This is a genomic window from Parabacteroides sp. AF39-10AC (genome assembly GCF_003635405.1).
GTDB classification, from domain to species: Bacteria; Bacteroidota; Bacteroidia; order Bacteroidales; family Tannerellaceae; genus Parabacteroides; species Parabacteroides distasonis.
In genome coordinates this window covers 171044-192806 of the sequence record NZ_QTLP01000010.1, presented here as the reverse complement: position 1 = coordinate 192806, position 21763 = coordinate 171044, and the positions used below count along the sequence as shown (strand labels likewise).

Annotated in this window: 18 protein-coding genes; 2 read left to right on the top strand and 16 right to left on the bottom strand. The window is 37.8% G+C overall.

Going from position 1 to position 21763, the window contains the following annotated elements:
• Window positions 1-368 precede the first annotated feature (368 nt).
• From DW033_RS24505 to DW033_RS11375, 14 genes are all read right to left on the bottom strand, one after another.
• On the bottom strand, window positions 369-506 hold the full coding sequence (locus DW033_RS24505; protein WP_155519602.1) for a hypothetical protein: 138 nt from the start codon (window positions 504-506) through the stop codon (window positions 369-371).
• 116 nt (window positions 507-622) lie between these two features.
• The gene (locus DW033_RS11435) at window positions 623-1645 is read right to left on the bottom strand and encodes a virulence RhuM family protein (RefSeq protein WP_048694581.1); all 1023 of its coding nucleotides are present in this window, start codon (window positions 1643-1645) and stop codon (window positions 623-625) included.
• Between the two features lie 47 nt (window positions 1646-1692).
• Window positions 1693-2697 (bottom strand): virulence RhuM family protein, encoded by a 1005-nt coding sequence (locus DW033_RS11430; RefSeq protein ID WP_057281775.1) that lies wholly within the window; start codon window positions 2695-2697, stop codon window positions 1693-1695.
• A 48-nt stretch (window positions 2698-2745) separates the two neighbouring features.
• On the bottom strand, window positions 2746-4119 hold the full coding sequence (locus DW033_RS11425; protein ID WP_048694575.1) for a hypothetical protein: 1374 nt from the start codon (window positions 4117-4119) through the stop codon (window positions 2746-2748).
• Between the two features lie 124 nt (window positions 4120-4243).
• A complete protein-coding gene (locus tag DW033_RS11420; RefSeq protein ID WP_048694572.1) occupies window positions 4244-4753 on the bottom strand; it encodes a very short patch repair endonuclease in 510 nt (169 codons plus the stop codon).
• A gap of 45 nt (window positions 4754-4798) precedes the next feature.
• Entirely contained in the window at window positions 4799-6772 is a 1974-nt protein-coding gene (locus DW033_RS11415; RefSeq protein ID WP_048694568.1) for a UvrD-helicase domain-containing protein, read from the bottom strand.
• Window positions 6754-8919: an ATP-dependent endonuclease gene (locus DW033_RS11410; protein WP_048694565.1), complete on the bottom strand. Its 2166-nt coding sequence runs from the start codon at window positions 8917-8919 to the stop codon at window positions 6754-6756. Before DW033_RS11410 ends, DW033_RS11415 begins: the two co-directional genes overlap by 19 nt.
• Before the next feature lie 7 nt (window positions 8920-8926).
• Window positions 8927-11236 (bottom strand): LlaJI family restriction endonuclease, encoded by a 2310-nt coding sequence (locus DW033_RS11405; protein ID WP_064774942.1) that lies wholly within the window; start codon window positions 11234-11236, stop codon window positions 8927-8929.
• A gap of 3 nt (window positions 11237-11239) precedes the next feature.
• Entirely contained in the window at window positions 11240-13087 is a 1848-nt protein-coding gene (locus DW033_RS11400) for an AAA family ATPase (protein WP_053088280.1), read from the bottom strand.
• Complete coding sequence (locus DW033_RS11395; RefSeq protein WP_048695331.1) at window positions 13084-13806, bottom strand: hypothetical protein; 723 nt, start codon at window positions 13804-13806, stop codon at window positions 13084-13086. Before DW033_RS11395 ends, DW033_RS11400 begins: the two co-directional genes overlap by 4 nt.
• Window position 13807: 1 nt before the next feature.
• Window positions 13808-15040 (bottom strand): DNA cytosine methyltransferase, encoded by a 1233-nt coding sequence (locus DW033_RS11390; protein WP_048695338.1) that lies wholly within the window; start codon window positions 15038-15040, stop codon window positions 13808-13810.
• Window positions 15037-15261 (bottom strand): helix-turn-helix transcriptional regulator, encoded by a 225-nt coding sequence (locus DW033_RS11385; RefSeq protein ID WP_022401618.1) that lies wholly within the window; start codon window positions 15259-15261, stop codon window positions 15037-15039. Before DW033_RS11385 ends, DW033_RS11390 begins: the two co-directional genes overlap by 4 nt.
• Before the next feature lie 162 nt (window positions 15262-15423).
• Window positions 15424-16026, bottom strand: coding sequence for a hypothetical protein (locus tag DW033_RS11380; protein ID WP_048695348.1), 603 nt, complete (start codon window positions 16024-16026; stop codon window positions 15424-15426).
• A gap of 20 nt (window positions 16027-16046) precedes the next feature.
• On the bottom strand, window positions 16047-17420 hold the full coding sequence (locus DW033_RS11375) for an ATP-binding protein (RefSeq protein ID WP_048695350.1): 1374 nt from the start codon (window positions 17418-17420) through the stop codon (window positions 16047-16049).
• 507 nt (window positions 17421-17927) lie between these two features.
• Here DW033_RS11375 and DW033_RS11370 point away from each other — a divergent pair.
• Both DW033_RS11370 and DW033_RS11365 read left to right on the top strand, forming a co-directional pair.
• Entirely contained in the window at window positions 17928-18551 is a 624-nt protein-coding gene (locus DW033_RS11370) for a metallophosphoesterase (protein WP_048695391.1), read from the top strand.
• Between the two features lies 1 nt (window position 18552).
• Window positions 18553-19320, top strand: coding sequence for a metallophosphoesterase (locus DW033_RS11365; RefSeq protein ID WP_048695354.1), 768 nt, complete (start codon window positions 18553-18555; stop codon window positions 19318-19320).
• Between the two features lie 237 nt (window positions 19321-19557).
• Here DW033_RS11365 and DW033_RS11360 read toward each other — a convergent pair whose 3' ends face one another.
• Window positions 19558-21048 carry a type II toxin-antitoxin system HipA family toxin gene (locus DW033_RS11360; protein WP_048695357.1) on the bottom strand — a complete coding sequence of 497 codons (1491 nt, stop codon included), beginning with the start codon at window positions 21046-21048 and terminating at the stop codon, window positions 19558-19560.
• 11 nt (window positions 21049-21059) lie between these two features.
• Window positions 21060-21368 (bottom strand): helix-turn-helix transcriptional regulator, encoded by a 309-nt coding sequence (locus tag DW033_RS11355; RefSeq protein WP_048695361.1) that lies wholly within the window; start codon window positions 21366-21368, stop codon window positions 21060-21062.
• Window positions 21369-21763 lie beyond the last annotated feature (395 nt).

Genomic DNA, 21763 nt, shown 5'->3' with positions numbered 1-21763 from the left:
ATCCGTAGACTTTCTTTTTATCTCACCTCAGACACACTACTTGAAACAGTATCGAATTTCGCCTACTTAAATGCATATAGGGCTTGCCCATTATACAAACCTTATTGAGTTAGGGTAACTCAATACCCCAAGCGATAAATCGCTCGTGAGAACCTGCCAATCCCCCAGCAAGCAGGATTGAACTTTATAGCAACTATGGAGTTCGTTTTCACTCCATGTGCATCGTATTTTGGAGTGTTGTCCAACATCTTTGTAGGCTCTGTTTGACAGATACCATAGACAAGCGTATTTCAGTAGTTCTTTTACGAACTCTTTTATGAACCCTACCGGTTCTTTTATGAACTCTTTTGTGAACTCAGCAGTTTCTTTCAGGAACACTTCATCACCTTTAGGAACTTATTTCCGTCTTTCAGGAACTGTTCTTGCTCTTTCGCAAACTCTTTTAGGAATCGTTTTTCATAATTCAAGTTCCAATGTCGGTATTCCGGAGTAATGTCGGCCACCATAAATGCAGATATTATATGATGAACACAGAACTATTGTACGAACGCTTGCCAATTTAACGACATGAATCTGCCAGATTCCTAAGATTGATTTTGCCAACTTCCGAATGGCATCATAATTATTCCACATCCAATGGAGGAAGACTGTTATCCTCAAATCTATCAAAATCAGATTGGAAAAGACGGTCTTGAATGATCCTGTACTTTTCAAACTCTGATTCAGCAAACTCTTTAGCAAATTCGGCAGAAACTTTTCCGCTGTCCTGCAATATTGGGCTATCAAATAAATTAATGAATTTGTCTATTCGTTTTGCCCAATCTTCCATTGTCATAGGGATATGACGCTTAGCCATACTTTCTGCCATATCAAGGAACGCATTGACCATTCTGCCCATTTCATCCAATTCTTTCTCTCGTAAATAGTTCTTTGCTACGGACACATCAGTTTTGACAATTTTTCCATTCGGAGCATTTTCCCAAGTGGTCAAACCCATGTGTTCCTTATTCGCATTAGCTCGTTCTACAATCAACTCTGCAGCGGTATGCCCATGCACAGCATAGTGCATTTTGTTCTGTACCTTCTTGAAGAAAAGACGTGTTGTCGGAGCATCCTTGTTATAGTCTATAGCCGTAGCATAGATATCCGTGAGTTTCTGATAAAAACGACGTTCACTCAACCTTATCTCCCTTATTTCGGCAAGCAAATGCTCAAAGTAATCCACACCTAAGAAAGCCCCGTTCTCCATTCGCTTATGATCAAGCACATATCCGCGAATAGCAAACTGGCGGAGTACAAACGTACACCACTGCCGGAACTGAGTGGCACGAACAGAATTAACTCTATATCCGACACTGATAATGGCATCGAGATTGTAGAATGTCGTGTTATAGTTCTTGCCATCCGAAGCAGTTGTTTCCATTTTGGAAATAACTGAATTTTCAACCAACTCTCCACTCTCAAAGATGTTTTTAAGATGCTTGCTGATTGCAGGTACTCCCACATCAAAAAGCTGCGATATAGCCTTTTGTGTAGCCCAAATTGTCTCACCTTTATACATCACCTGAATCCCATCCTCCTTGCCTTCAAGCATGAAGATGAGAAACTCAGCTGTACTATTACGTATTTCTATATTCTTTGGCATAATTTCAAGGTATTCCTGCCCATAACTTAATAATGTTCAGTTGTTGTCTATTGCGTACCACCTTTCTTACCCAAGTCCTCGATAGTTTTTATCGACAACAGATAATCATGTTCCACATCGCTGATGGTACGTTGCTTATATTTGCGGTACTCATTGGTGGCGTGATCCATTGCATCTTCATGAGAAACACTTCCAGAACCTTGCAAAAGTTTTTCTCCAGACATTGTCAGAATCCTATCCAAATAGGCAGCCCAGTCATTCATGGTCATCGGTTGTTCACGCTCTGCCTGTCGCTCAGCAAAATCCAGATACCCTGAAACCAATTGTCCCATGGCACGAAGTTCTTTGTCGTCCAGATAGTTCTTTGCGGTCTTGGCCTCCATCAATGTAGGATGATTACCCTTGAAAGTCAACAACCCCATAAAATCTTTCTCTGCATCAGCCCGTTCAACGATAAGCTCCGCTGCCGTATGCCCGTGAATCGCATAATGTATCTTGTTCTGAACTTTCTTGAAAAACTTCTGTGACACGGAAGCCCTTGGGTCATAGTCAATACTGGTGGCATATATTTCAAGCACCTGACGATACATCACCTTTTCTGTGGCACGGATATCCCTGATTCTTTCCAAAAGTTCCTTCCAATAGCCTCCACCACCCAGTTTCTTCAACCGTTCGTCATCAAGCGTAAAGCCCTTTACCATATACTCCTTCAACCGCAGAGTAGCCCATTGGCGGAAACGTGTTGCAATAATGGAGCGAACACGATAACCGAGAGCAATTATCATATCTAAATTGTAGAAAGTCATTTCTCGCTCAACTTTTCTGCCTCCTTCCTCCCGAACCTGTCGGAAATTCCGACAGGTTGCTTCCTTCTCCAACTCCCCTTCTTCATATATATGCTTTATATGCTCGACAACGTTGGTTCTGGAAGTCTGATAAAGTTCGCACATCTGAGCCTGCGTAAGCCACAGCGTCTCATCTTCGAGCTTCACATCTATTTTTGTCTGACCGTCACTGGCAGTGTATATGATTACTTTGTTCTGTTCGTCCATGTGCTTTATTATTTAAGCGTTTTACCTATTGAGATTATAAAAACAGATTCAACTTGGGTTCTTAAACTCTATTAAAAAATACAAGGCAGGAATGTCTTTAAACTTTGCAAGATATGCCTCTGCATCATTAAAATCCACTCCTCTTCTCCAATTATCTGACCTTATTTGCTCCCAATCAGTTTCTTTGTCAAACAATCTAATTTCTGCTCCCATACTGTTAAAGATGCGAGCAATTCTATTTACTATCACTTCTACTTCTTGTACATAAATTGAATTTTTAATATTTATGTTTTTATGAAGCATAATTACTGTTCCATCTTTAGATTCTCTTTCAAACATGTGATTAAAATATCCGAAGTATTTGTGTGCTGCTTTTAACTGTGTAATTGTATATTCAGAGTGATTTTCTGTATGAAGCACTTCTTTTTGTTCGTAATCATTACGAATTTCATCAAAATACTCTCTTGCTGTTTTTTTATTATCATTTATTGCCTTGTCAAATTGCCCTATAAACTCATCTATTGAATACACCTGAGTTTCAACATTAAAAAGACGATATAAAATTTTGCTCTTATCACGCACTCCTTCATCATCGCTAACAATGCAATCACAATATGTTCCAAAGAAACTATGAAAACTATCAGTTTGCATGTTTCGTATTTTAACTTTCTTCCGTGGCTCCCTACAAATCCCTAATAAATCAAGGAGAGTATAAGATAAAAAATATGCCATGCCAAAACCTAAAGATGACATTCCTAACTGATTTGATACAGCCTTAATGAGATTAATGAAGGACAAACCTAATGGAGATGATGACAACTGGTCATTAAAAACCCTGTCACCATCCGCTGTAATCTTTGTAGGATTATAATTTTCCATAGCTACATCTCTCATTGCTTTATACGTATCCTTTTTATCATAAAGATTGGCTATGATAAATTTAAGGAATGAAGAAAACTCATCTTTATTCACATTTAGTTCATTCGTATGTATAGGAGTTCTCTTTGTTATCCAATCTAATTCAAGTTCTCCTTTCAAGTCTTTAATGGACAAATCAATAGCATTATTAATGAAATCATATTGCTCTTTGGGTATTTGTGACAAATCAAAATTATCCAGCCAAGACAATTGTTGTGTATTTGCAAAATGACTGAAAGCCGAGCGAGGGGATTCGTTCGCTACAACAATATTCGAATCTTTGCATATCAAACAATTTTCCCCTACAATGGATTGCATGAAATCCATTTCTTTGTATTTTATATCAGTACTGTCTTGTTGAAGATCCAATAGATGAGCATCTGAAAATAAAAAAACGAAATCATCTTTATGAGACAGTATTTTATCTCGCAAAATGATATATTTTTCCTCTTTGGCATTGAATAGATAACTAAAAAACTGTTTGTCAAAATATATGGTTACCATAATAAAGCATCGATTTTGTGGATTATTAATAATGCTATCATTTTGAATTAGTCCGTCACTTTCCTATACTATTCCGTATTTCTAGATTCTTTGCCATAATTTAAATTATCACCTTCGCAATTATTCATTTCGATTTGCCATAACTTTCAACGGGTTCTGCCACCATGCTATATTCTTCTTCAGTTGTCTCATATGATTTGATTCTTCTATCCTCAAGATAAATATGGTAAAGCGTGTATTCTAAAGCCTCTAAAGTCTGTTGGCGGACTTTCGGTTTCAACTGACATTCCCAAACGGTAATACAATGCCAACCCATTGAAGTTAGCTGCTGCCGTTCCTCTATATCCCTGCTCCGATTACGCTCAATTTTATTCTTCCAAAACTCAACATTTGTTTTGGGTAGAACATAATATTTGCATCCTTCATGACCATGCCAAAAGCAACCATTTACGAAAATAACAGTTCCGTATTTACGTAAAACCAAATCGGGATGTCCGGGAAGCCGTGGGTGATTCAGCCTATACCGAAAGCCACGGCTGAACAAGAACTTTCTTACCAGTAATTCAGGTTTAGTATCCTTGCCCTTTATTGCAGACATGCAACGATGACGCTGTTCCTTGGTCAGTTTATCCATCTTCAAATGAAACCATTATATCCTACTATTGTTCCTAATGTATATTTAATTCTTGGGGATTTCTATCACATTAGGGATTCCAAATAATTCTCGTGCTTTAGCTAAAACGTCAGCATTTGGTTTATGATAATAGACAGCCAATTTCTCCTTTGTTCTAGTACAACACACGTAGAAAATTTTTCTAGTACGTTGCACTACAGATTCCTGGAGTTCATCTATAGAAGCGGTGAACAATTTTTCAAAATTGTAGTTGTTCCACCTTCCATTATCAAGAATAACAAGAACATTATCAAATTCTGCCCCTTTTGTTTTATGTTGAGTGGAGAATGGAGTTTGTCCCTCAAGATAATCATACAAATTTACAAATTCGCTATATGAAACCTCCATCACTCTGTCGTAAATATAAGGGTAACGCTCTTTATAATTATCTAACTTGTCATCAATCAAACAAATACTCTCTTTGTCTGCTAGCTCTATCACATCACTTATAGTCTTAGTATCCGCATTCTGTAGCTTATTAATAGACTCGTTTAATCTTATCTTGTCTGCTTTACTCTTTATTTTTCTATCGTCACCAGAATAACGACTTTGCGTATATCCTGTGACTTTGAGAAATTCAGAGACATTACCATCTTTAAAACGCCTAATAGCTTGTTCTATCTTGCAGAGATGTTTTACTAAAGGAGAACGTTTTGACCCCGTTTTGCTTTCTTCATCTTCACTTTGTTTCTTGTCATCAACCAATTGTGACTTATCTACATAAGTATGTATTAAACTCTCAAATTTATACTTCTTTGCCCTTTCGTATAAGAGAGCATGACTTGTGATAAAACTTTTTTGAGTTTTGGTCGGTTCGTATGGATTTGATTCAATTCCTTTGGCTTGCAGACCATTCAAAATGTCAGCCAATGTTTTCCCTTCCATTTCATCCTTTGTAAAATAGGCTTCTGCACAAGGCTTGACTTTGTTTTTCACATACCCAAGAATTGGATCGCCATTATATATTTCCATTAAATTTGCAAAACCGGCTTTTCCAGCAATGAGATTATGAGTCAAATTCAGTTCTTTAGTTACTTTTGCATCATGAAAATTCCAACCTTTTTGCTGAGTAAGATATGATCTTACATTTGGCAATACGTTTCCTTCTTGTTGTGAAAATACAAACAATACCTCACCACTCTTAACATGACCATTTTCCATATTTGGTGCCTTGTCATCATTAGAAGGTTCTTGTACCAACCCATCTGTGCGAATTTTATTAGCTAAATCAATAACTAATGAAGGGTTTCGTCTATTTTGACACTTCTGAACTTCGTACACTTCTCCTTTCGTACCATCAAACTTATATTTATTCAAATCGCCAACACCTTTATCATAGATACACTGCATAGCATCTCCAAAGAAACCGATAATGTTCTTTTTGTCGGACTGCTTCAAGAAACCGAGCATAATCTCAATTACCATAGGAAATGTATCCTGATATTCATCAATCAAAACAAAAGGATAGCGACTCTTTAGAATATCACATAGTTTCTTGTATTCTTTAAACATCTCATAGGCAACAGCAATCACTTCATCATGAGACAAAATTCCTTCCTTAAGATTTGTATGCTCTTGGTAACTTATGGTGACAGGTTTATCTCTATTACAAAAATAATCCACAGGAATTTCGTCTAGGCCAGAAATATGCAATCCAGAATCCGGCATATTCAGTAGCCTAATAACAGTTTGGGACAATTCTTTTTGATAATTTTTAATATTATCCCAAAGGAAATCATGTATTGTAGCAACTACGAGATTGTCATGGTTCACCCGTTCGGCTATTTCTTTAACTGCAGCATTCGTATATGTAATACAAGCCACTTGTGACGATGGATAATTTTCAATAATCCATTTAACAACCTGCACAAGAGTATAAGTCTTGCCACTACCAGCCCCACCACTTAATAAAAAATGATGACCTTTAGTGATTTGCTCAGTTATATTTTGTAATTCATCTTTTAATCTTTCCTCAGCCATAATAGTCCTTCTTTTATATATGTAGGAACAACCCAATTTGAAAAATCGCAAGAACCTTCCTTTTTGCTGTTGAGCAATATTTCGATAGCAAGGGATGATTTTCCACTCACGCCATTGTTTGCTAGTTCATAAGCATCTTTATCACTTTTAAATTGCTCTAAGCTATTTGGATGTAGTGAAGAAAAAGTATTTTCAGTAATGAACTTTTCATTTTCACTAAAGAAGGCATCTTCAAAACTACGTGGTTGATATGTGTCTTTCTTGCCATATTGGAATGTAAGTCTTAAATATCCTCTTTCATCTGTTTCCCACCTTTTATTCTTAATGTTCCATGACAGAATGGTGGGGTACATTGCAAGAATATCTTTGACCTTTTTGGTGTTATTCAAAAAGAATTTGATAGACGCATTAGAAGTAACTATTGTGTCATCCGCTGCATCATACTTCGTTTTTTCAATATACGTCCCTTCCTTTCCGTTCTTGTCTTTTTTTACCACAGACTTGCAACAGTCAATATCTGTTATAACCAGACATTTTCGCAACCCAATGAATCTCAAAAATTTCTCAAATATATGAGAATATGCCCCTACTTCGATAATAGAAATGTTCTGCGACATGAGAAATTCTTCATTACCTTCCAACTCGCATTCTTGGTCTATCTTTTTCATCATAGCAGGAAGTAGTATTCTTTCTGTATCACCTTCAATAAAGATCGCCTTATCCGCAAAGAACAAGTCACTCCTATTCAGCGTCAGATATTGTTTTAGAAAGGCAAAATAGTGTTTATATTCATCGTCGTATTCATTTTGAAGCTCCTTTATGTTTTTTGCTATGACTGCATTTATTTCAACACTTCCATTGCAAATAGGGTGTGTCAAGTACTTGATATCATCGAAATCGCAATCAGATACGATATGAGAAGAATGAGAACTTATGATGTATTGTAGTTTTCGCTTTATGCCATTTTTGTGTTGTATTCCTTGACGCAAAAGATTTTTGATATTCTTGATAAATACATATTGCATTTGTGGATGTGTATGTGCTTCTGGCTCCTCTATAAACAACAGATTGATATCCGCAGGCTTTCGTTCCTTATTTCTTTGCATTCTCTTTATTATCAAATCAATATCAAAGATCATCGAAATAAGGTTCATATACCCAAGTCCATTATAGTTTTCCGGAAGTTCTTTGTCTTCCTGTTGATAAACTACTGTAGTATTTCCTTTCAACATCTCTCGATGTTGCAAAGATGATACAACCTTAATGATCGTTTCGTTTCTTGACATGCCTCCGAATCTTCGGACTTTATCTACAATATCTGAAAACATATTGTCATAAATAGACGATAGGACCTTATCGGTATCTTTTAAACTATCTTGGAACTTTTCAATGGCATCCTGTTGTTCATCCGCCATTTCTTGAATTCTGTATAATTCGGACGTCTGAGACGACAATGTTTTATCAACATCCTTGTTATCAACATTTCTTTTAGCATTGATATATTGGAAATTGATCACATCATATAACCTAAAATTAGTAGCATCTTTCAAATTAATATATTGTTCCTCTTTAAAGGTTCCGTCTGTTTTGTCTACTAAGATAGACTTACGAATAGTCACAAAATAGTTTGATTGTTTTGAATCCAAAAAATCATCAAGAGTTTTTGCTGTATATTCTCCTCCATGCTCACGTGAATTCTCTTCCTTACTCTTTTCGTGTTCAATAAACTTCTGGTAAGCAGTCTTCAAATTGACATACATGTCATAAGTGAGGATGTAATCAAAGCCCAATCCCAAGAAATTATTGTCAGCATCCAAGTCCATAAGGATTGGACTAATATATTCCAAATCATCATGGTCATCATACCCAATTAAAAGCCTTAACTGAATACCGATCTCTTTATATTTTGTATCATCAACTATATCCTTTTCTATCAAATCTTTCAATTGGCAACGAAAATCCAAATTGAAGTCATTGTATTGAAATCCTTTGCGATCTCCCTGATTCAAGAATTTGTCAAGTATCACAAGTAACGAGGTCTTCCCGACATTGTTTTTCCCTATGACAAGAGAAAGCTCATCCTCCATTTCCATCGTGAACTCTTTCAACAAACGAAAGTTCTTAACTTGTATTTGCTTGATTACCATATCTATGTTATTTGATAGTTAAAATTTCATTTATTTCCGTATATTGAGCATCATACCTTGTTGTTGGAGTATATGCTTTCTTCGCTGAATGGATAGATGAACTATCCAACTCGCTTAAATTATCAAAAACGACTAAGACGTACATCTCTGTAGTAGAGACATTTTTGTAGATATTTGTAGGTACTTCCTCTGCAAATTTTACAAGACGGATATTCGTTGCAGGAAACAGATGCTGATCCATATCCTTACGAGTGTGGAATAGTACATATCCTATAGATTGAAGATTTTCTACAATTTCTATACCGTCTCTTGTATATTTGATACCAATAGCAATCTTCCCAGCAGGAAGGAACTTGGGACTTTTCATTTCATAATTTTCCATCATTACCATCAATACTCCTGATTTCTTTGATTGCTGTGGTAATTGTTCCAATGTGCCTACATTAGGAATATTTTCTATCTGTAATTCCGTAGTAAGTTCGAATGCTTCACTCACATAAAAATGGGTTTGTACGTTTTGTAGTGCAGATTCATTTTCTGCAATTTCATCTTTTATAACAGCATCCCTAACCTTTAGCCGTTTCCAAAGCCCCTTGCTTTCTTCATCATCTTTCATCAAAGCAAGAACCAAGTAGTTCTTATTCGACATAGAACGATAAAGCTTTCCGTTTAGCTGACTGAAGTTTTCTTTCAGGAACTGATAGCAATCCATTCCTTTACGTGGCTGGATGATACGAAAAGTATACAATTGGTTGAGTGTGCCTTGAATCTTATTCCTGAATTCATTGCGGACATACTCTCTCCATGCCGCTTGCGCACTCTTATTGTTGCGACCATACAACGATACGATGTACAAAAAGTTAACATCATAGTGGCACAACAGCAGCGTGTCCCTGTCAAACAGACGATTTTCAAATTGGCGGTTCAACTGTACTCCACCATCCTGCGCTTTCAACTCCTTATCATCAAAGGACAGAAATTTGCCTCCACCAGTCTTTTTGTTAGGAATCCGGGCACTGATAAAGAAATTGGGGATAGGATTATATCCTTCAGTCAATGCATCCCTTAACTGAGGATGCGCTCCGTTACCGTCACCGTCCAAAAACAGATTCATATTCCACTGAATGACATTTCTGGCGTATGTGTATTGCTTGTATATCGATTTGTCGCCAAGTTGTGTTCTGTCATTCTTGGAACGTTTGTAATACTTGCTGTCTCCAATGTAATAAGTGAGTTCGGAAGTCAAATCAGACTGCTCGATAAGTCCTTGCCCGACAAACATGTGGTCAACCAGCTTGCCGTCTCTTTGTTCCGTCAGTTCTTTTGGCAGATTTTGCTTGTCATTACCACTTACCAGAGTGTCAATCATGACTTCAAAAATGTGCTCGAAATCTTTTGCCAGCAAATAGTCCTCCGACTGCCTGTTCATCGCAATCCTATACTCCCTGTCAAAGAAAGCGTAACACAAATCCCATATCCGAAGAGCCTTGTCCGAGAAATATTTGTACTTGATTTGTTTCAGTCTTCGGCATCCCAGATTCCTGCCTATATAGGACTTCTTCAACTTCTCGCAGCTGATAAGAGGATACTGGATATTGATTTCAAAAGAGAAACCATGTGTCTCTCGAATGTAATTCAAAATGGAGAAATATATGACAAGCAGCTCTTCGTCAAAGTTCACCATTTTCTTCCTGTTTACCGGCTCGATGTAAACAGGGCTTCCATTTTGTATGATGGCTTGTGCTGAAGCTATGGTCTTGTTCCAGTCGATTTTGTTATAACCGGAATGAACGTTCTTGGCCACGAAAGTAAAATAGTCCTGATTGTTTCTGTTGAAATCTCTCAGTGCTATTATTACATCAAGTAAGGTATTGTGTTTCTGTTTTCGCCCTCTGCTTTCGGACTGATATTCCTTGCTTTCAAGTATATTGTCGTTGTGGGTCTGCTTATACACACTGATTGTCCGATATATCCAAATCGAAAGAGTGGACAGGAATTCCTTGTATTCCTTACAACCTTCTTCCGTAAACTTGGCTTTTACCGTATCGGACTCAAAATCTATTATTTCCTGTGGCGAAGCACCGAATATCGTATCATCCCCACTTTCCTCGTTTATCTCACCTGTCAATACTACTTTGGGCAAGAAGAATACAACATCTTTTACTGTCTTACTATAACAATACCCGACATACCCGAAAGAATATTTGTCCTCCTTTACAGGAACTGACACAACATCTTTGAGTATGTCTCTGACCGTCAGATTATTCTTGACAATATCGTTCAGACTATATGGGTATCCTTCAATGAACAGCAGCATAACCTAAACACGCTTAATTGTAATACCCCAATCAACTGCATTTACACATTCTATAAATGGAGTTATATTATCATGAATTCCATCTCCCCAACCTTTCCACAAGTATACCTTTTGCCCTTTAAAATCAATTTGCTCGAATCTATTTTCATTCTTGGTTTTATCGCCCTTGGATTGTTTAATATAACTCTGATAACCTACTTCATTCTCAATCAAATGTTTCGGCTTCTTACATTTTAAGTTTTGCCAATTTGAAATAATTTCTTCTACAGAGGAATCTGGATAAAGCCTAATATATTCTTTGAATAGCTCTGAGGCAAGATTGGTTTTTTGAAATCGCTCACCGTCATTAATAGAATATCGAATAGAGGATGTATCATTGTCGTCACCGTCAAATATGTCATTATCATCTTCATCACTTTCTACATGTTCACCGTTAATCGGCGTCAAATTTAGCTTGTTCATCATCGAAACAACGAGTTGCTTGCCATCGTCATCATACAATTTTGAGAAAGAGAAATCTGTATCTGTAGGGAATATATCGGCATCGCCATCTTTGCAGACATCATTCCACAAATAGAACAATATCTTGTTTCTAAACAGGTTGTAGGATATGACCTTTGCCGGCGGATTGACAAAATAATCCCCCAACATCTTATCTTCAGAACTAGTATCTTTTAAGATATGTGTATTGACTTCTTTTTGGAAATCGCACCATCTATATTTCACCCCATCAATATCAATAACCCAATCTGTATTCTTATACTTAATCGGCTCATACTCCCAGTCCCAACGTCTCTTGAATGCGCTGTCTATCGGGAATAGAGATTGATCGGAAGTGTTCATGGTAGCATAGATATACAGATTTGACGGCAGACAAAGTTCTCCGTCTTTTATTCCAGGATTATCTTCGCCAAGCTTCTCTTCCAAAAAAGATTTCAAATCAGCATCAGCCTTGATTGTATATTCTGACTTGCCATTTTCATCCCTATCAAGCAATTGGAACAAATCCCCGAAAATCTGCGCACAATTCCCCCTATTGATTTCCTCAATAATCAGGTACACCTTATCCTCGGTCTGATAAGCACGCATATATGCATTCAGAAAAGCCTGAGGGATAAATTTGTAAGTGATAACATCTTCGTTCAAATCCTCACCGTCATTCAATCGTACAGTAAGGCCTCCGTTCAAGCCATACAAAGGTCGCTTCCCCTTAGTCGGCTTGTATGCTCCAACAAAAGTTGAATAATCACTGTCTGGATGAAAGGTTGTTCTAAAGATGTTTGCCTTCGGCACTTTCTTATCCACCGGACAATCCTCATATTCACCAAGTGCTTCCTTAATTTTATGCGACTTACCGGTTCCTGGTGCGCCATAATATATTATTTGACGAGACTTTGGTATATCTGATTCTTCATTTTTTACTTCATCTGATTTCTCGGATATAAATAAGATCTGATCATTAGCCGCTATTGAAAAGAAATTACTAAAGATTATATCCTTCGGCAAATAGTACAATATGTATTTTGTAGAGTTTTTCTTCTTGATAGCAAAATAGTCATCAAGATTTTTGTCACTTTCCAAATGGAGAGTATCAAGAAAGAAATCTTTCAAATCCTTAGTTCCATCACTATTTTGATATATTTTATAATCGCCTCGCGATGGACTCAACTTAAATTCGACATGAATATCTTCCTTCAAATTAGGGTTTAAAACAGAATGGCATTCAAAATCTACAATATGCTCACTACCTGTGAAGTTGAAAAATTTATCTACTACACCTTTATTAAATTCGATCTGTTTCCCTTTTGAAGGATTCAAATCATTTGAACGAAATTTTGAAATGTAAATCATAGCTCTATGTATTTACCCCATTGTTCCGCAACAGCTTCTGCAAAACCCGGGAATGTTTTACTTCTTAATCGTCTTCTTTCTTCTGTTGAAATCTTAGTGTTAAAGGAGTCAGAATACCATTTGGGCAATGACCGACCACTAGAAAGAACCACACGAGGACCTTCATCTACCATATTAGTAGGCTGTAATAACGGTAAATTGTGTAACCACAGACAAGTTTTTTTCGAAGCTGAATCTCCGAACCAGAATGGCTGAACAATTTGGTCTGGTTTTCGATACTCAGAGTTCATACACCCTACAGGGTTTTCTATAGCCCAATGCTTTATATTGGTCTTTGTAAACTCCATAAAAAACTCTATTGCTTCCTTTTTCAACTGCCTTCTTCCTATATGATGTGGATGTTCTCTTCTTTCTTCTATTGGTAAGTGAGAATCTTCCGGATGATACAACCATCTTGCTCCACTTACAGAAAGATACGTACATGGAGGATGGGCAATCATTAAATCCCACATTTCACCTTTAGGTAAAAAATATGTTTCTCCATTCTCCAATGTACCACCACATTCTGGTATAACTTTAAGAACATCCTGTTTAAAGTGCCATTCAGGATGCCCTCCACTACATTCGAGTATATCACAACTATACGCATTGTGCCCCCTATCTCTAAACGCCTTGCATATAGCCTGACTTTCTTCGCACGCTATTAATATATTTGCCATTTCAATCCAATGTTAAATATAATGATTGAGCTATAGCCTTTGCAAAATTGACAGGTACTGCATTCCCAATCATTTTATAACAATAGGCTCTATTCCCAACAAATTGATAATCCTTCGGAAACGTCATTAACAATGCCGCTTCACGTACCGTTATACTTCTTGCCTGATTTATGTCTGGATGAATAAACATAAAGCCGTCTTTTTGAAGATGGGCAACAACTGTAGGTGCTGGTTTATCCCATTCCAGATTACGATATTTACGGTATAATGTATCTTTCCCTGTAATCTGCTTATAAAAGTCAATAGCTTCCTGTTGAGTGCAATAGTTCATTTTATTTCCTATCCATGTTTTAAACACTTCAATGTCTCTCGCACTACAATGTCTAGGAGTATGATATACATCTTTTCCATTGCATTGATGTGATACATATCGTCCTTTGTTTTTAACAACTTGATCCAATGGATAAAGTGGCGGCAGGGCACCTATGGCATCTCTTACCGTTTTATGGGTGCCTGATACACACTGAGACAGATTCGCATAAAAATTATCTATAGAGAACCCTTCATCTTGCTTAATTCCAATTAATATGACTCTTTCTCGATGTTGTGGAACATCGTAATTATAAGCATCAAACACAGCGTTTTTGAAGTCATCGGGATGCAATGTCACATAACCTATATTTTTGAAAGCCTGATATATTCGCTGCACAACAGGTATACCACCAGGCTTTGCACTCAACATTCCTGTTACATTTTCAAAAATGAATGCTTTGGGACGAAAATAATCAACCACCTTGACAAAACTTTCAAACAAATAATTTCTATAATCATCGTTCATTGAGTTTTTATCTGTGGCTCTGCCATGAATAGAATAAGCCTGGCAAGGTGGGCCTCCGATAATGAAATCAACAGCCTCGCTACCTATAATCGTCTTTAAGCCACTCAGCACTTGCCCCGAATTATCTTTACCATATTTACACAAAGATTCTTCTGACCATTGTCCATTTATCAATTCATCTGTCTTCTGTATATCAAATAAAACCACTTTCTTATTTGCTTCTTCCTCCGTTTCACCCCATTTTTGGATTAAGCGTTTTCTTAATGTTTGAACCATAGGAAGTTCCCATTCAATATGGGCAAGACTTCGAAAATGTCCAGATGACATGAAACCCTCTGAAAGGCCTCCACACCCTGAAAATAAATCTATAAATGTATATTTTTTTTGTCCACTCATTCTACTTCATAATTAAAATCGGCCTCTATAAGGTCTTTTATATCCACTTTTAGCAGTTGGGCAATTTCTACAAACTGAGCCATTGATGGTTGTACTTTATTAGTCTTCCATCGTGACACTGTCATATCGGTAACGCCCATCTGTTCTGCCAGCCAACGATTGGTTATTTCTTTTTCCGCTAGAACTACACGCAATCGGTTTGAGCATTCTATTTTCGCCATATTGCTTCGTGTTATATTTTCAAGTACAAAGTTAAACATAAAAAGATAATATTCAAAATAACATGATAAGAATATCATATAATATCTTACATAAAAGCATTATGCCGCATAAACACAATGTCTATTCCACATAATTTGATTTCATTGTATAGATTATTACTTTTATTCGTCATCTTCATCGAGAAAAGTCCAGTCTTTAGTGGCATATTCCTTTTCAAACACCTCCAAGTCTTCCTTGATGCGTTCACGGAAGCTCTCTTCGCTATCATCACCACTCATCATCCAATCTACACGAGTAGCATATATCTCTGCTATACGAATTTGCCGATATGCCTCCTTCATCGCACCAATCGTCTCATTCGATAGTTCCAATACATCAGCATTATACGGATAATGGTCATAATAACAATGATGGATTGAGTACAATACCGGAATCTGTTCGTCATCAGGAACATCTGACATATATCGCTTTGTTGATTGGAATATTACCCCATCATCAAAGAATCGTCGGTCTGCATATTTTTGTTCTACCTTGACAATGGTTTTATCTCTCAGAAGAAAAGATTCCGCATCATCATAACATCCAAAATCCATATAAGTTCTATAACTATGGTATGAGCCAAAGCAATCTTTCTCGTAAATAGTCCAATAGTCCTCTTGAATTTTCTCAGGTTTAGGTTTCAATGCCCTCGCAATATCGCGCTCAATAGTATCTGCTATCTCGTGCATTGCGTATGTGCTCCTATCAAAATATCCGCCACTCATAGTTCTTTAATTTAGTCAATTCATTTCATCAACTCAACAATATTTTCCGGAAACATCGCATTCCCGACATCATCTTTCGGTGCATTCTTAAGAAATAAGACAGGGAGAATCTTGTAATTCTTGGCAAATGGCAGCAGGTTGGCTTTACGGAGAAGCTCGGCTGTAAGTTGTTTGCCATTTTCATGATTTGTCCATTTGCACTCGCCAACTAACAAATATTTTTTATCAAGCGACTCGGCCATCACATCAATCTCTATTTGTTCCGGCTTCTTATCCTCATTGAGAACCGGTCCCCACCAGCGCTTTGCCTTACCGTAAACAATTCCATTGACCATATTTCCCGTTACAGCGTCCCTGCATAGTTTTTCCCAATGCATACTCACATACTCCGGGAAATGGGCTGCCAAAGCCTGTTCTAATGGCAAACGACGACCAAGCTCGATGAACGAACGGTTTGGTACAACAAACTGATAATAGAATGCCATAAATGGGTCTGCAATCTTATATAGGCTCTTTTTCGCATTCTTTTCGTCAATTCCGAACGGAACATCTTTCTCTAAAAATCCGAGGTCAATAAGTTTCTTCAACGGACGTGACAGATTAGTTGCAGGCTCATTACATCTGGCAGCAATCTCAGAAAGACGATTTGCACCGGAGCCGATATAGGACATGATTGTAGAAGTCTTGACAATATCCTTCACATCATCCTGAAACAGTTTTATCGGTTCCTCGTAAAGAGTCCCATTTATCGAAAGGATATTGTGCCACAAGGCATCGGAAAGTGAGTTTCTGTTTTCTCTTAGTTCCCAATAACGAGGTACACCGCCCCATACAGCATACTCTTCAACGGAACTCACAGCGTCAAGGTCCAAAGCCTCCTGAATATACGGCAAACGTATCGGCGTAAGCCTCATTATCTCATCAGCACGGCCATAGAGAGGTGCAGTAGAATCAAGAAACAGTCCATACATCATATTTTGCGATGAACCGCAAAGTACAAGATTATACTTCAACTGCTTCTCATCAACAAGTTTCTGCAACACTGACGGCAGTTCCGGGGATTGCTCCACAAGATATGGAAATTCATCCAAGCATAACGTGAAACGCTTGTCTGTGCGATAATTGACCGCACGAAACAGAGACTCCCAATCCGGATAAGTCAGCTTATCAAAATCAGGAAATACTTGCGCTACCACCTTTGCAAGCAAAGTTCTTTGATGTTGCCCTTCGGAACGGTCGGCAAGGAAATATACATCACCGTCCGACAACACCCTTTTGATAAGTGTTGACTTGCCCAACCGTCTGCGACCGTACACTACGACCAACGAGGACTTCTCTCTTGAAAGAGCATCCCTCAGCCGTGCTGTTTCTTCTATTCTATCAACGAAGTTCATATTACGATTTATTATGCTATGCAAACATAATGTTTTTACAGCATAACACAAAATTTTGAGCCAAGTATTTTCTGCACGGCAAAAGAATTTAATGTAAAATGGTGTGTGATTGGGATTTATTTACTAATTTTGCACCGCTTTTGAGACAATATAAACATTAACGATGCAAAGAAACAGAATGAACATATTACCAACAACCGTAATTCTGAGCAACAAACGCACTGAATCCGTGTCGAGTGTTCATGTTTCACGCATTGAACCTCGTAGAGTAAATACTTTCCAGCGAACATAGCAAGTACTTTATTGTACTTTGAGAGAATAGAAACTGAATAGTTGGAGAGTCCTTACCAAACTTTCCAACTTTTTTTGTTATGCCCATTTGTGACAGTTGCCTTTGTGATGCTCCTCTGCCATTTCCGTCTTATGGGCTGTTAGTAACCAGATTATTAACGTGCAGTGATGTACATAAATTTAAAAGAAATGAACCTTTTGACTAAGCCGAATCCAATGAAATTTGTTTCAATTGGTGAGGCGGAAAAAAGCTGTGCGAAAGCAAACTACAAATTTGACGGCAGTAAGGTGTTCTTTACATCTGACACCCATTTTTATCATGGGAATATCATTCGTTTCTGTAACAGACCGTTCAAGGATGTGGAAATGATGAATGAAACTATAATTTCCAATTGGAACAACGTAGTCGGGCAAGATGATATCGTGTTTCACTTGGGTGATTTCTGTCTTGGCGGTTCGGCCGAATGGAGTAAAATCCTTGACAGGTTGAACGGAAAGATATATCTGATTATGGGCAACCATGATTTGAAGAATATACGCCAAGGTTACATTGACAGATTTGAGCATGTAGCAATGCAGATGCACATAGAAATCGGCAAGCAGAGGATATATCTGAATCATTATCCCTTTTTATGCTTTGATGGTGGATACAAGGATGTGTGGCAACCGTTCGGGCATGTTCACACAAGGGAGAACAATACCGGAATTGACGCTGCCAGGCTTAAGTATCTCTATCCGACACAATACGATGTCGGAGTTGATAACAACACCTTTACCCCTGTTTCATTTGAACAGGTTAAAAGAATTATTACCAAACAAATAGAAAAAGGAGGACAGTGATATGAAGATACAATACATGAGCGACCTGCATTTGGAGTTCAGCGATAACAGCAGGTGGATGAAACATAATGAATTGCCTGTAACGGGTGATGTACTGGTGCTTGCCGGAGATATATTCTATTTGAAAAACAAAGTTGCACCTTTGGCTAATTTCTGGAAATGGGCATCTGAGAATTATCGTCAGGTGTTCATCGTGCCCGGAAACCACGAGTATTACAATTATTGTGATGTGATGGACAAGGGATTGCAATGGAATTGGATGTTCAAGAAGAATGTAGGATATTATCAGAATAAGGTAGTGCGGATTGATGATACCGACTTTATCATGAGCACTTTGTGGTCTCGAATATCTCCATCTGACGAATATTTTGTATGGAAAGGCATGAACGACTTTCGGCAGATAATGTATAATGGCAAATTGCTCCAGACAGAGGAATTCAATAAGATGCACAGTTTCTGTTTGGATTTTATCAAACAAAGTCTGGCAGAAAGCGATGCAGAACACATTGTGGTGGTAACGCATCATCTTCCAACATTGGAGGTAGTCGCTCCTCACCATAAGGGTTCTGTGCTGAATAGTGCATTTGCAACTGAACTGAGTAGGCTTATTGTCGACAGTCGCATTGATGCGTGGATTTATGGTCATTCGCATACCAACATTGATGCTGAGATAAACGGAACAAAGGTCGTTTGCAATCAGTTGGGGTATGTCTTTGAGAACGAACATATTGCCAATGGTTTTGAGCCGGGCAAGTTCCTAGTCTTGTAGCAAATATTGTCTTGGTGATATGCTTTAAGACCTCAATGTATCATATAGTAAACAAAATAGCTCGGTTTTGCATATTATATGATATGTTGTGATAGAGTATTTTCAGTTATTTGAATTTTTCGAATAACTGAAAATACTGATTTTTACCATTACATAATTATCGTAACGCAAACATCGTAATGATCACCCAGCATCCTCATTGCAAAGGGGTTTTCTTTTGGTCAGCATAACTTAACCTTACAGATTAAAACATTTTTCCACCAGAGTTTTCAAATACTCAGTCGTAAGATTTGCCAAACCAATTTGTTCTATACAGGCAAAGTCTGCATTCTTTTTATTTATCACAAATTTCCTTTCTACGCCATCAATGCTTGCCAGCAGATGGTAATTCCCTTTATAAGTTTGCTCAACACGCATATTGCTGATGGTGTGTCCATCGATTTCCATTGCAGCATCTTCGGCTTCGCATTCCCATTCGTCCCATGCTTTCAGGTGGTTGGCGATAGTTGACTCAACTCTGCCTATCCACGACTCCGATACCCCATTTTCAACTGCTATTGTACGGAATTGTTTCAATGAGGAAACGACATCTCTGATGATAGCATCGGGACGACGAATTCCGTTATCACGGGCAAATTCAATAACATCCGAGCGTGTAATGTCATACAGTTTGGCTCGAATATACATGCAATGCTCCTTGTTCGGCAAATAACCGCCCCTGTCAATGATGTAGGTAATATCGTATGCAGGAGCAAGACGCCAGGCACCATCTTCATTCATAATAAATGAAAAGTTCTTGTTATGGTCGTCTGTGTTATTCGACAGAATATTGAAGACCATTCTTCGGAATACTTCCTGACAATCCGCATCAGGCAGACGGAGCTTACGGCAAACAGATATCAATTGCTCATAACTCTCTGCATCGGGATATATGGCTGCCAAAGTCTGTGTATGAATCTTTTTTCCACCATTACGATCAAACCGTCTGGTTAAAAAATGATTGTTTCCATCCACCGAATATAACATTGACGGCATCATATTGATACCTGCCATAGTTGCCAACTTATAATAAGTCATTTCTAATTCTGCCGAACAATATTCGGAGTTACCAAATTTGAGAAGATAATAGTCATATCCTTCCAAAGTTGCAATTTGACCGCTTCGTATCTCTCCTGTTTCTCTGTTTATCGCAATAATCGCTTTCGGCTGACGTCCCCCAGCGGATGTACCTACAGTCAACAAAGATTGCATGGTTATGGACTCCTCCGGCATAATACGGGCATTCTCCCTTTCTACGAAAATGCGTTCTGCCAAATCCGCCAACGACTTGACATCTATCTTTTCTATTCGGCGCTCCCTGTTAGTTTCCGGAATAAATTCCAACGCACCCATTCCTCTTCTGCCTATAAACGAGAGCTTATCCAACGGATTTATCTCTGAATTGGATATTTTTTGCTGCTGCCGCCATAAATCAAACAACTGGTTACCCCAGGCATCAGGCAGTGAGTCTGCGACAAATGCCGGAAGCTTCTGGTAAATCTTGGCTTCTTCACCCCAAACAGGCAACAGCCCTCTGGTACCATCAACAGGTGCAACTAAAGGGGATATATTCAATCCTTTTCTGATAAAATCGGGATTATATGTGAAATAAGAAAGATGTCGGCGTTCATCCCAAGCCAAGCGACCGATTTCTTCATCCCAAAGCATTATTTTTAACGACTTCATCATATCTGTATGTCTTATTTAGAGTGTCTGATTCGTTGCGCTTTTTTCTCATTTTCACGCATAAGATAAGGCGATTCGGGCAATTCCGGCAAAATATCGTCTAAAGAATTAATCTGACCTACCACCTTCAACAAGAGAATAAATGTTGACAATGAAAGGTTGCCTGCCGTACCATTTTCAAACTTGTGTATGGTAGTAAGCCCGACACCTGACAATTCCGACACTTCTTTTTGTGTCAGACTGCATCGCATTCTATATTCCTTAAAACGAGTACCCAACATGCGTACTAGCTCAGGAGTGGAGTATTCAAACAAATCTTTCATATTTATATATCACTATACTGATGATTAAATACTATATATCGCCATTATATGCACTATATTGACATTTACAATACAAAAGTAGTAATATGTTTTGAAATAGCCAACGAATGCGCATAATTATTGGCTTGCCAAAAGAAAAAGATACTCAACTTGACTTTAATGACCGTTATTATATACACGGGCAATAAAGTTAAGTCAAACAGAGGGAAAAGGAAGATTTACCCGACTGATTTTTCTTTTCGCCAGCAATCGGTATAAGTCACTTCGTATTCAATCTTGGAGAAATAATCTGCGGTATAATCACAACATAATAACAGATGAAACACCCTACAACATCTTTCGTAAATATCATTGAAAGACTTACAAATTTGCACCCAAAATCACCTTTTTTATCA

Excerpts from the sequence above, each read along its gene's own strand:
- DW033_RS24505 (WP_155519602.1), bottom strand. The coding sequence starts at position 506 with ATGGTGGCCGACATTACTCCGGAATACCGACATTGGAACTTGAATTAT.
- DW033_RS11435 (WP_048694581.1), bottom strand. The coding sequence starts at position 1,645 with ATGCCAAAGAATATAGAAATACGTAATAGTACAGCTGAGTTTCTCATC.
- DW033_RS11430 (WP_057281775.1), bottom strand. The coding sequence starts at position 2,697 with ATGGACGAACAGAACAAAGTAATCATATACACTGCCAGTGACGGTCAG.
- DW033_RS11425 (WP_048694575.1), bottom strand. The coding sequence starts at position 4,119 with ATGGTAACCATATATTTTGACAAACAGTTTTTTAGTTATCTATTCAAT.
- DW033_RS11420 (WP_048694572.1), bottom strand. The coding sequence starts at position 4,753 with ATGGATAAACTGACCAAGGAACAGCGTCATCGTTGCATGTCTGCAATA.
- DW033_RS11415 (WP_048694568.1), bottom strand. The coding sequence starts at position 6,772 with ATGGCTGAGGAAAGATTAAAAGATGAATTACAAAATATAACTGAGCAA.
- DW033_RS11410 (WP_048694565.1), bottom strand. The coding sequence starts at position 8,919 with ATGGTAATCAAGCAAATACAAGTTAAGAACTTTCGTTTGTTGAAAGAG.
- DW033_RS11405 (WP_064774942.1), bottom strand. The coding sequence starts at position 11,236 with ATGCTGCTGTTCATTGAAGGATACCCATATAGTCTGAACGATATTGTC.
- DW033_RS11400 (WP_053088280.1), bottom strand. The coding sequence starts at position 13,087 with ATGATTTACATTTCAAAATTTCGTTCAAATGATTTGAATCCTTCAAAA.
- DW033_RS11395 (WP_048695331.1), bottom strand. The coding sequence starts at position 13,806 with ATGGCAAATATATTAATAGCGTGCGAAGAAAGTCAGGCTATATGCAAG.
- DW033_RS11390 (WP_048695338.1), bottom strand. The coding sequence starts at position 15,040 with ATGAGTGGACAAAAAAAATATACATTTATAGATTTATTTTCAGGGTGT.
- DW033_RS11385 (WP_022401618.1), bottom strand. The coding sequence starts at position 15,261 with ATGGCGAAAATAGAATGCTCAAACCGATTGCGTGTAGTTCTAGCGGAA.
- DW033_RS11380 (WP_048695348.1), bottom strand. The coding sequence starts at position 16,026 with ATGAGTGGCGGATATTTTGATAGGAGCACATACGCAATGCACGAGATA.
- DW033_RS11375 (WP_048695350.1), bottom strand. The coding sequence starts at position 17,420 with ATGAACTTCGTTGATAGAATAGAAGAAACAGCACGGCTGAGGGATGCT.
- DW033_RS11370 (WP_048695391.1), top strand. The coding sequence starts at position 17,928 with ATGAAATTTGTTTCAATTGGTGAGGCGGAAAAAAGCTGTGCGAAAGCA.
- DW033_RS11365 (WP_048695354.1), top strand. The coding sequence starts at position 18,553 with ATGAAGATACAATACATGAGCGACCTGCATTTGGAGTTCAGCGATAAC.
- DW033_RS11360 (WP_048695357.1), bottom strand. The coding sequence starts at position 21,048 with ATGATGAAGTCGTTAAAAATAATGCTTTGGGATGAAGAAATCGGTCGC.
- DW033_RS11355 (WP_048695361.1), bottom strand. The coding sequence starts at position 21,368 with ATGAAAGATTTGTTTGAATACTCCACTCCTGAGCTAGTACGCATGTTG.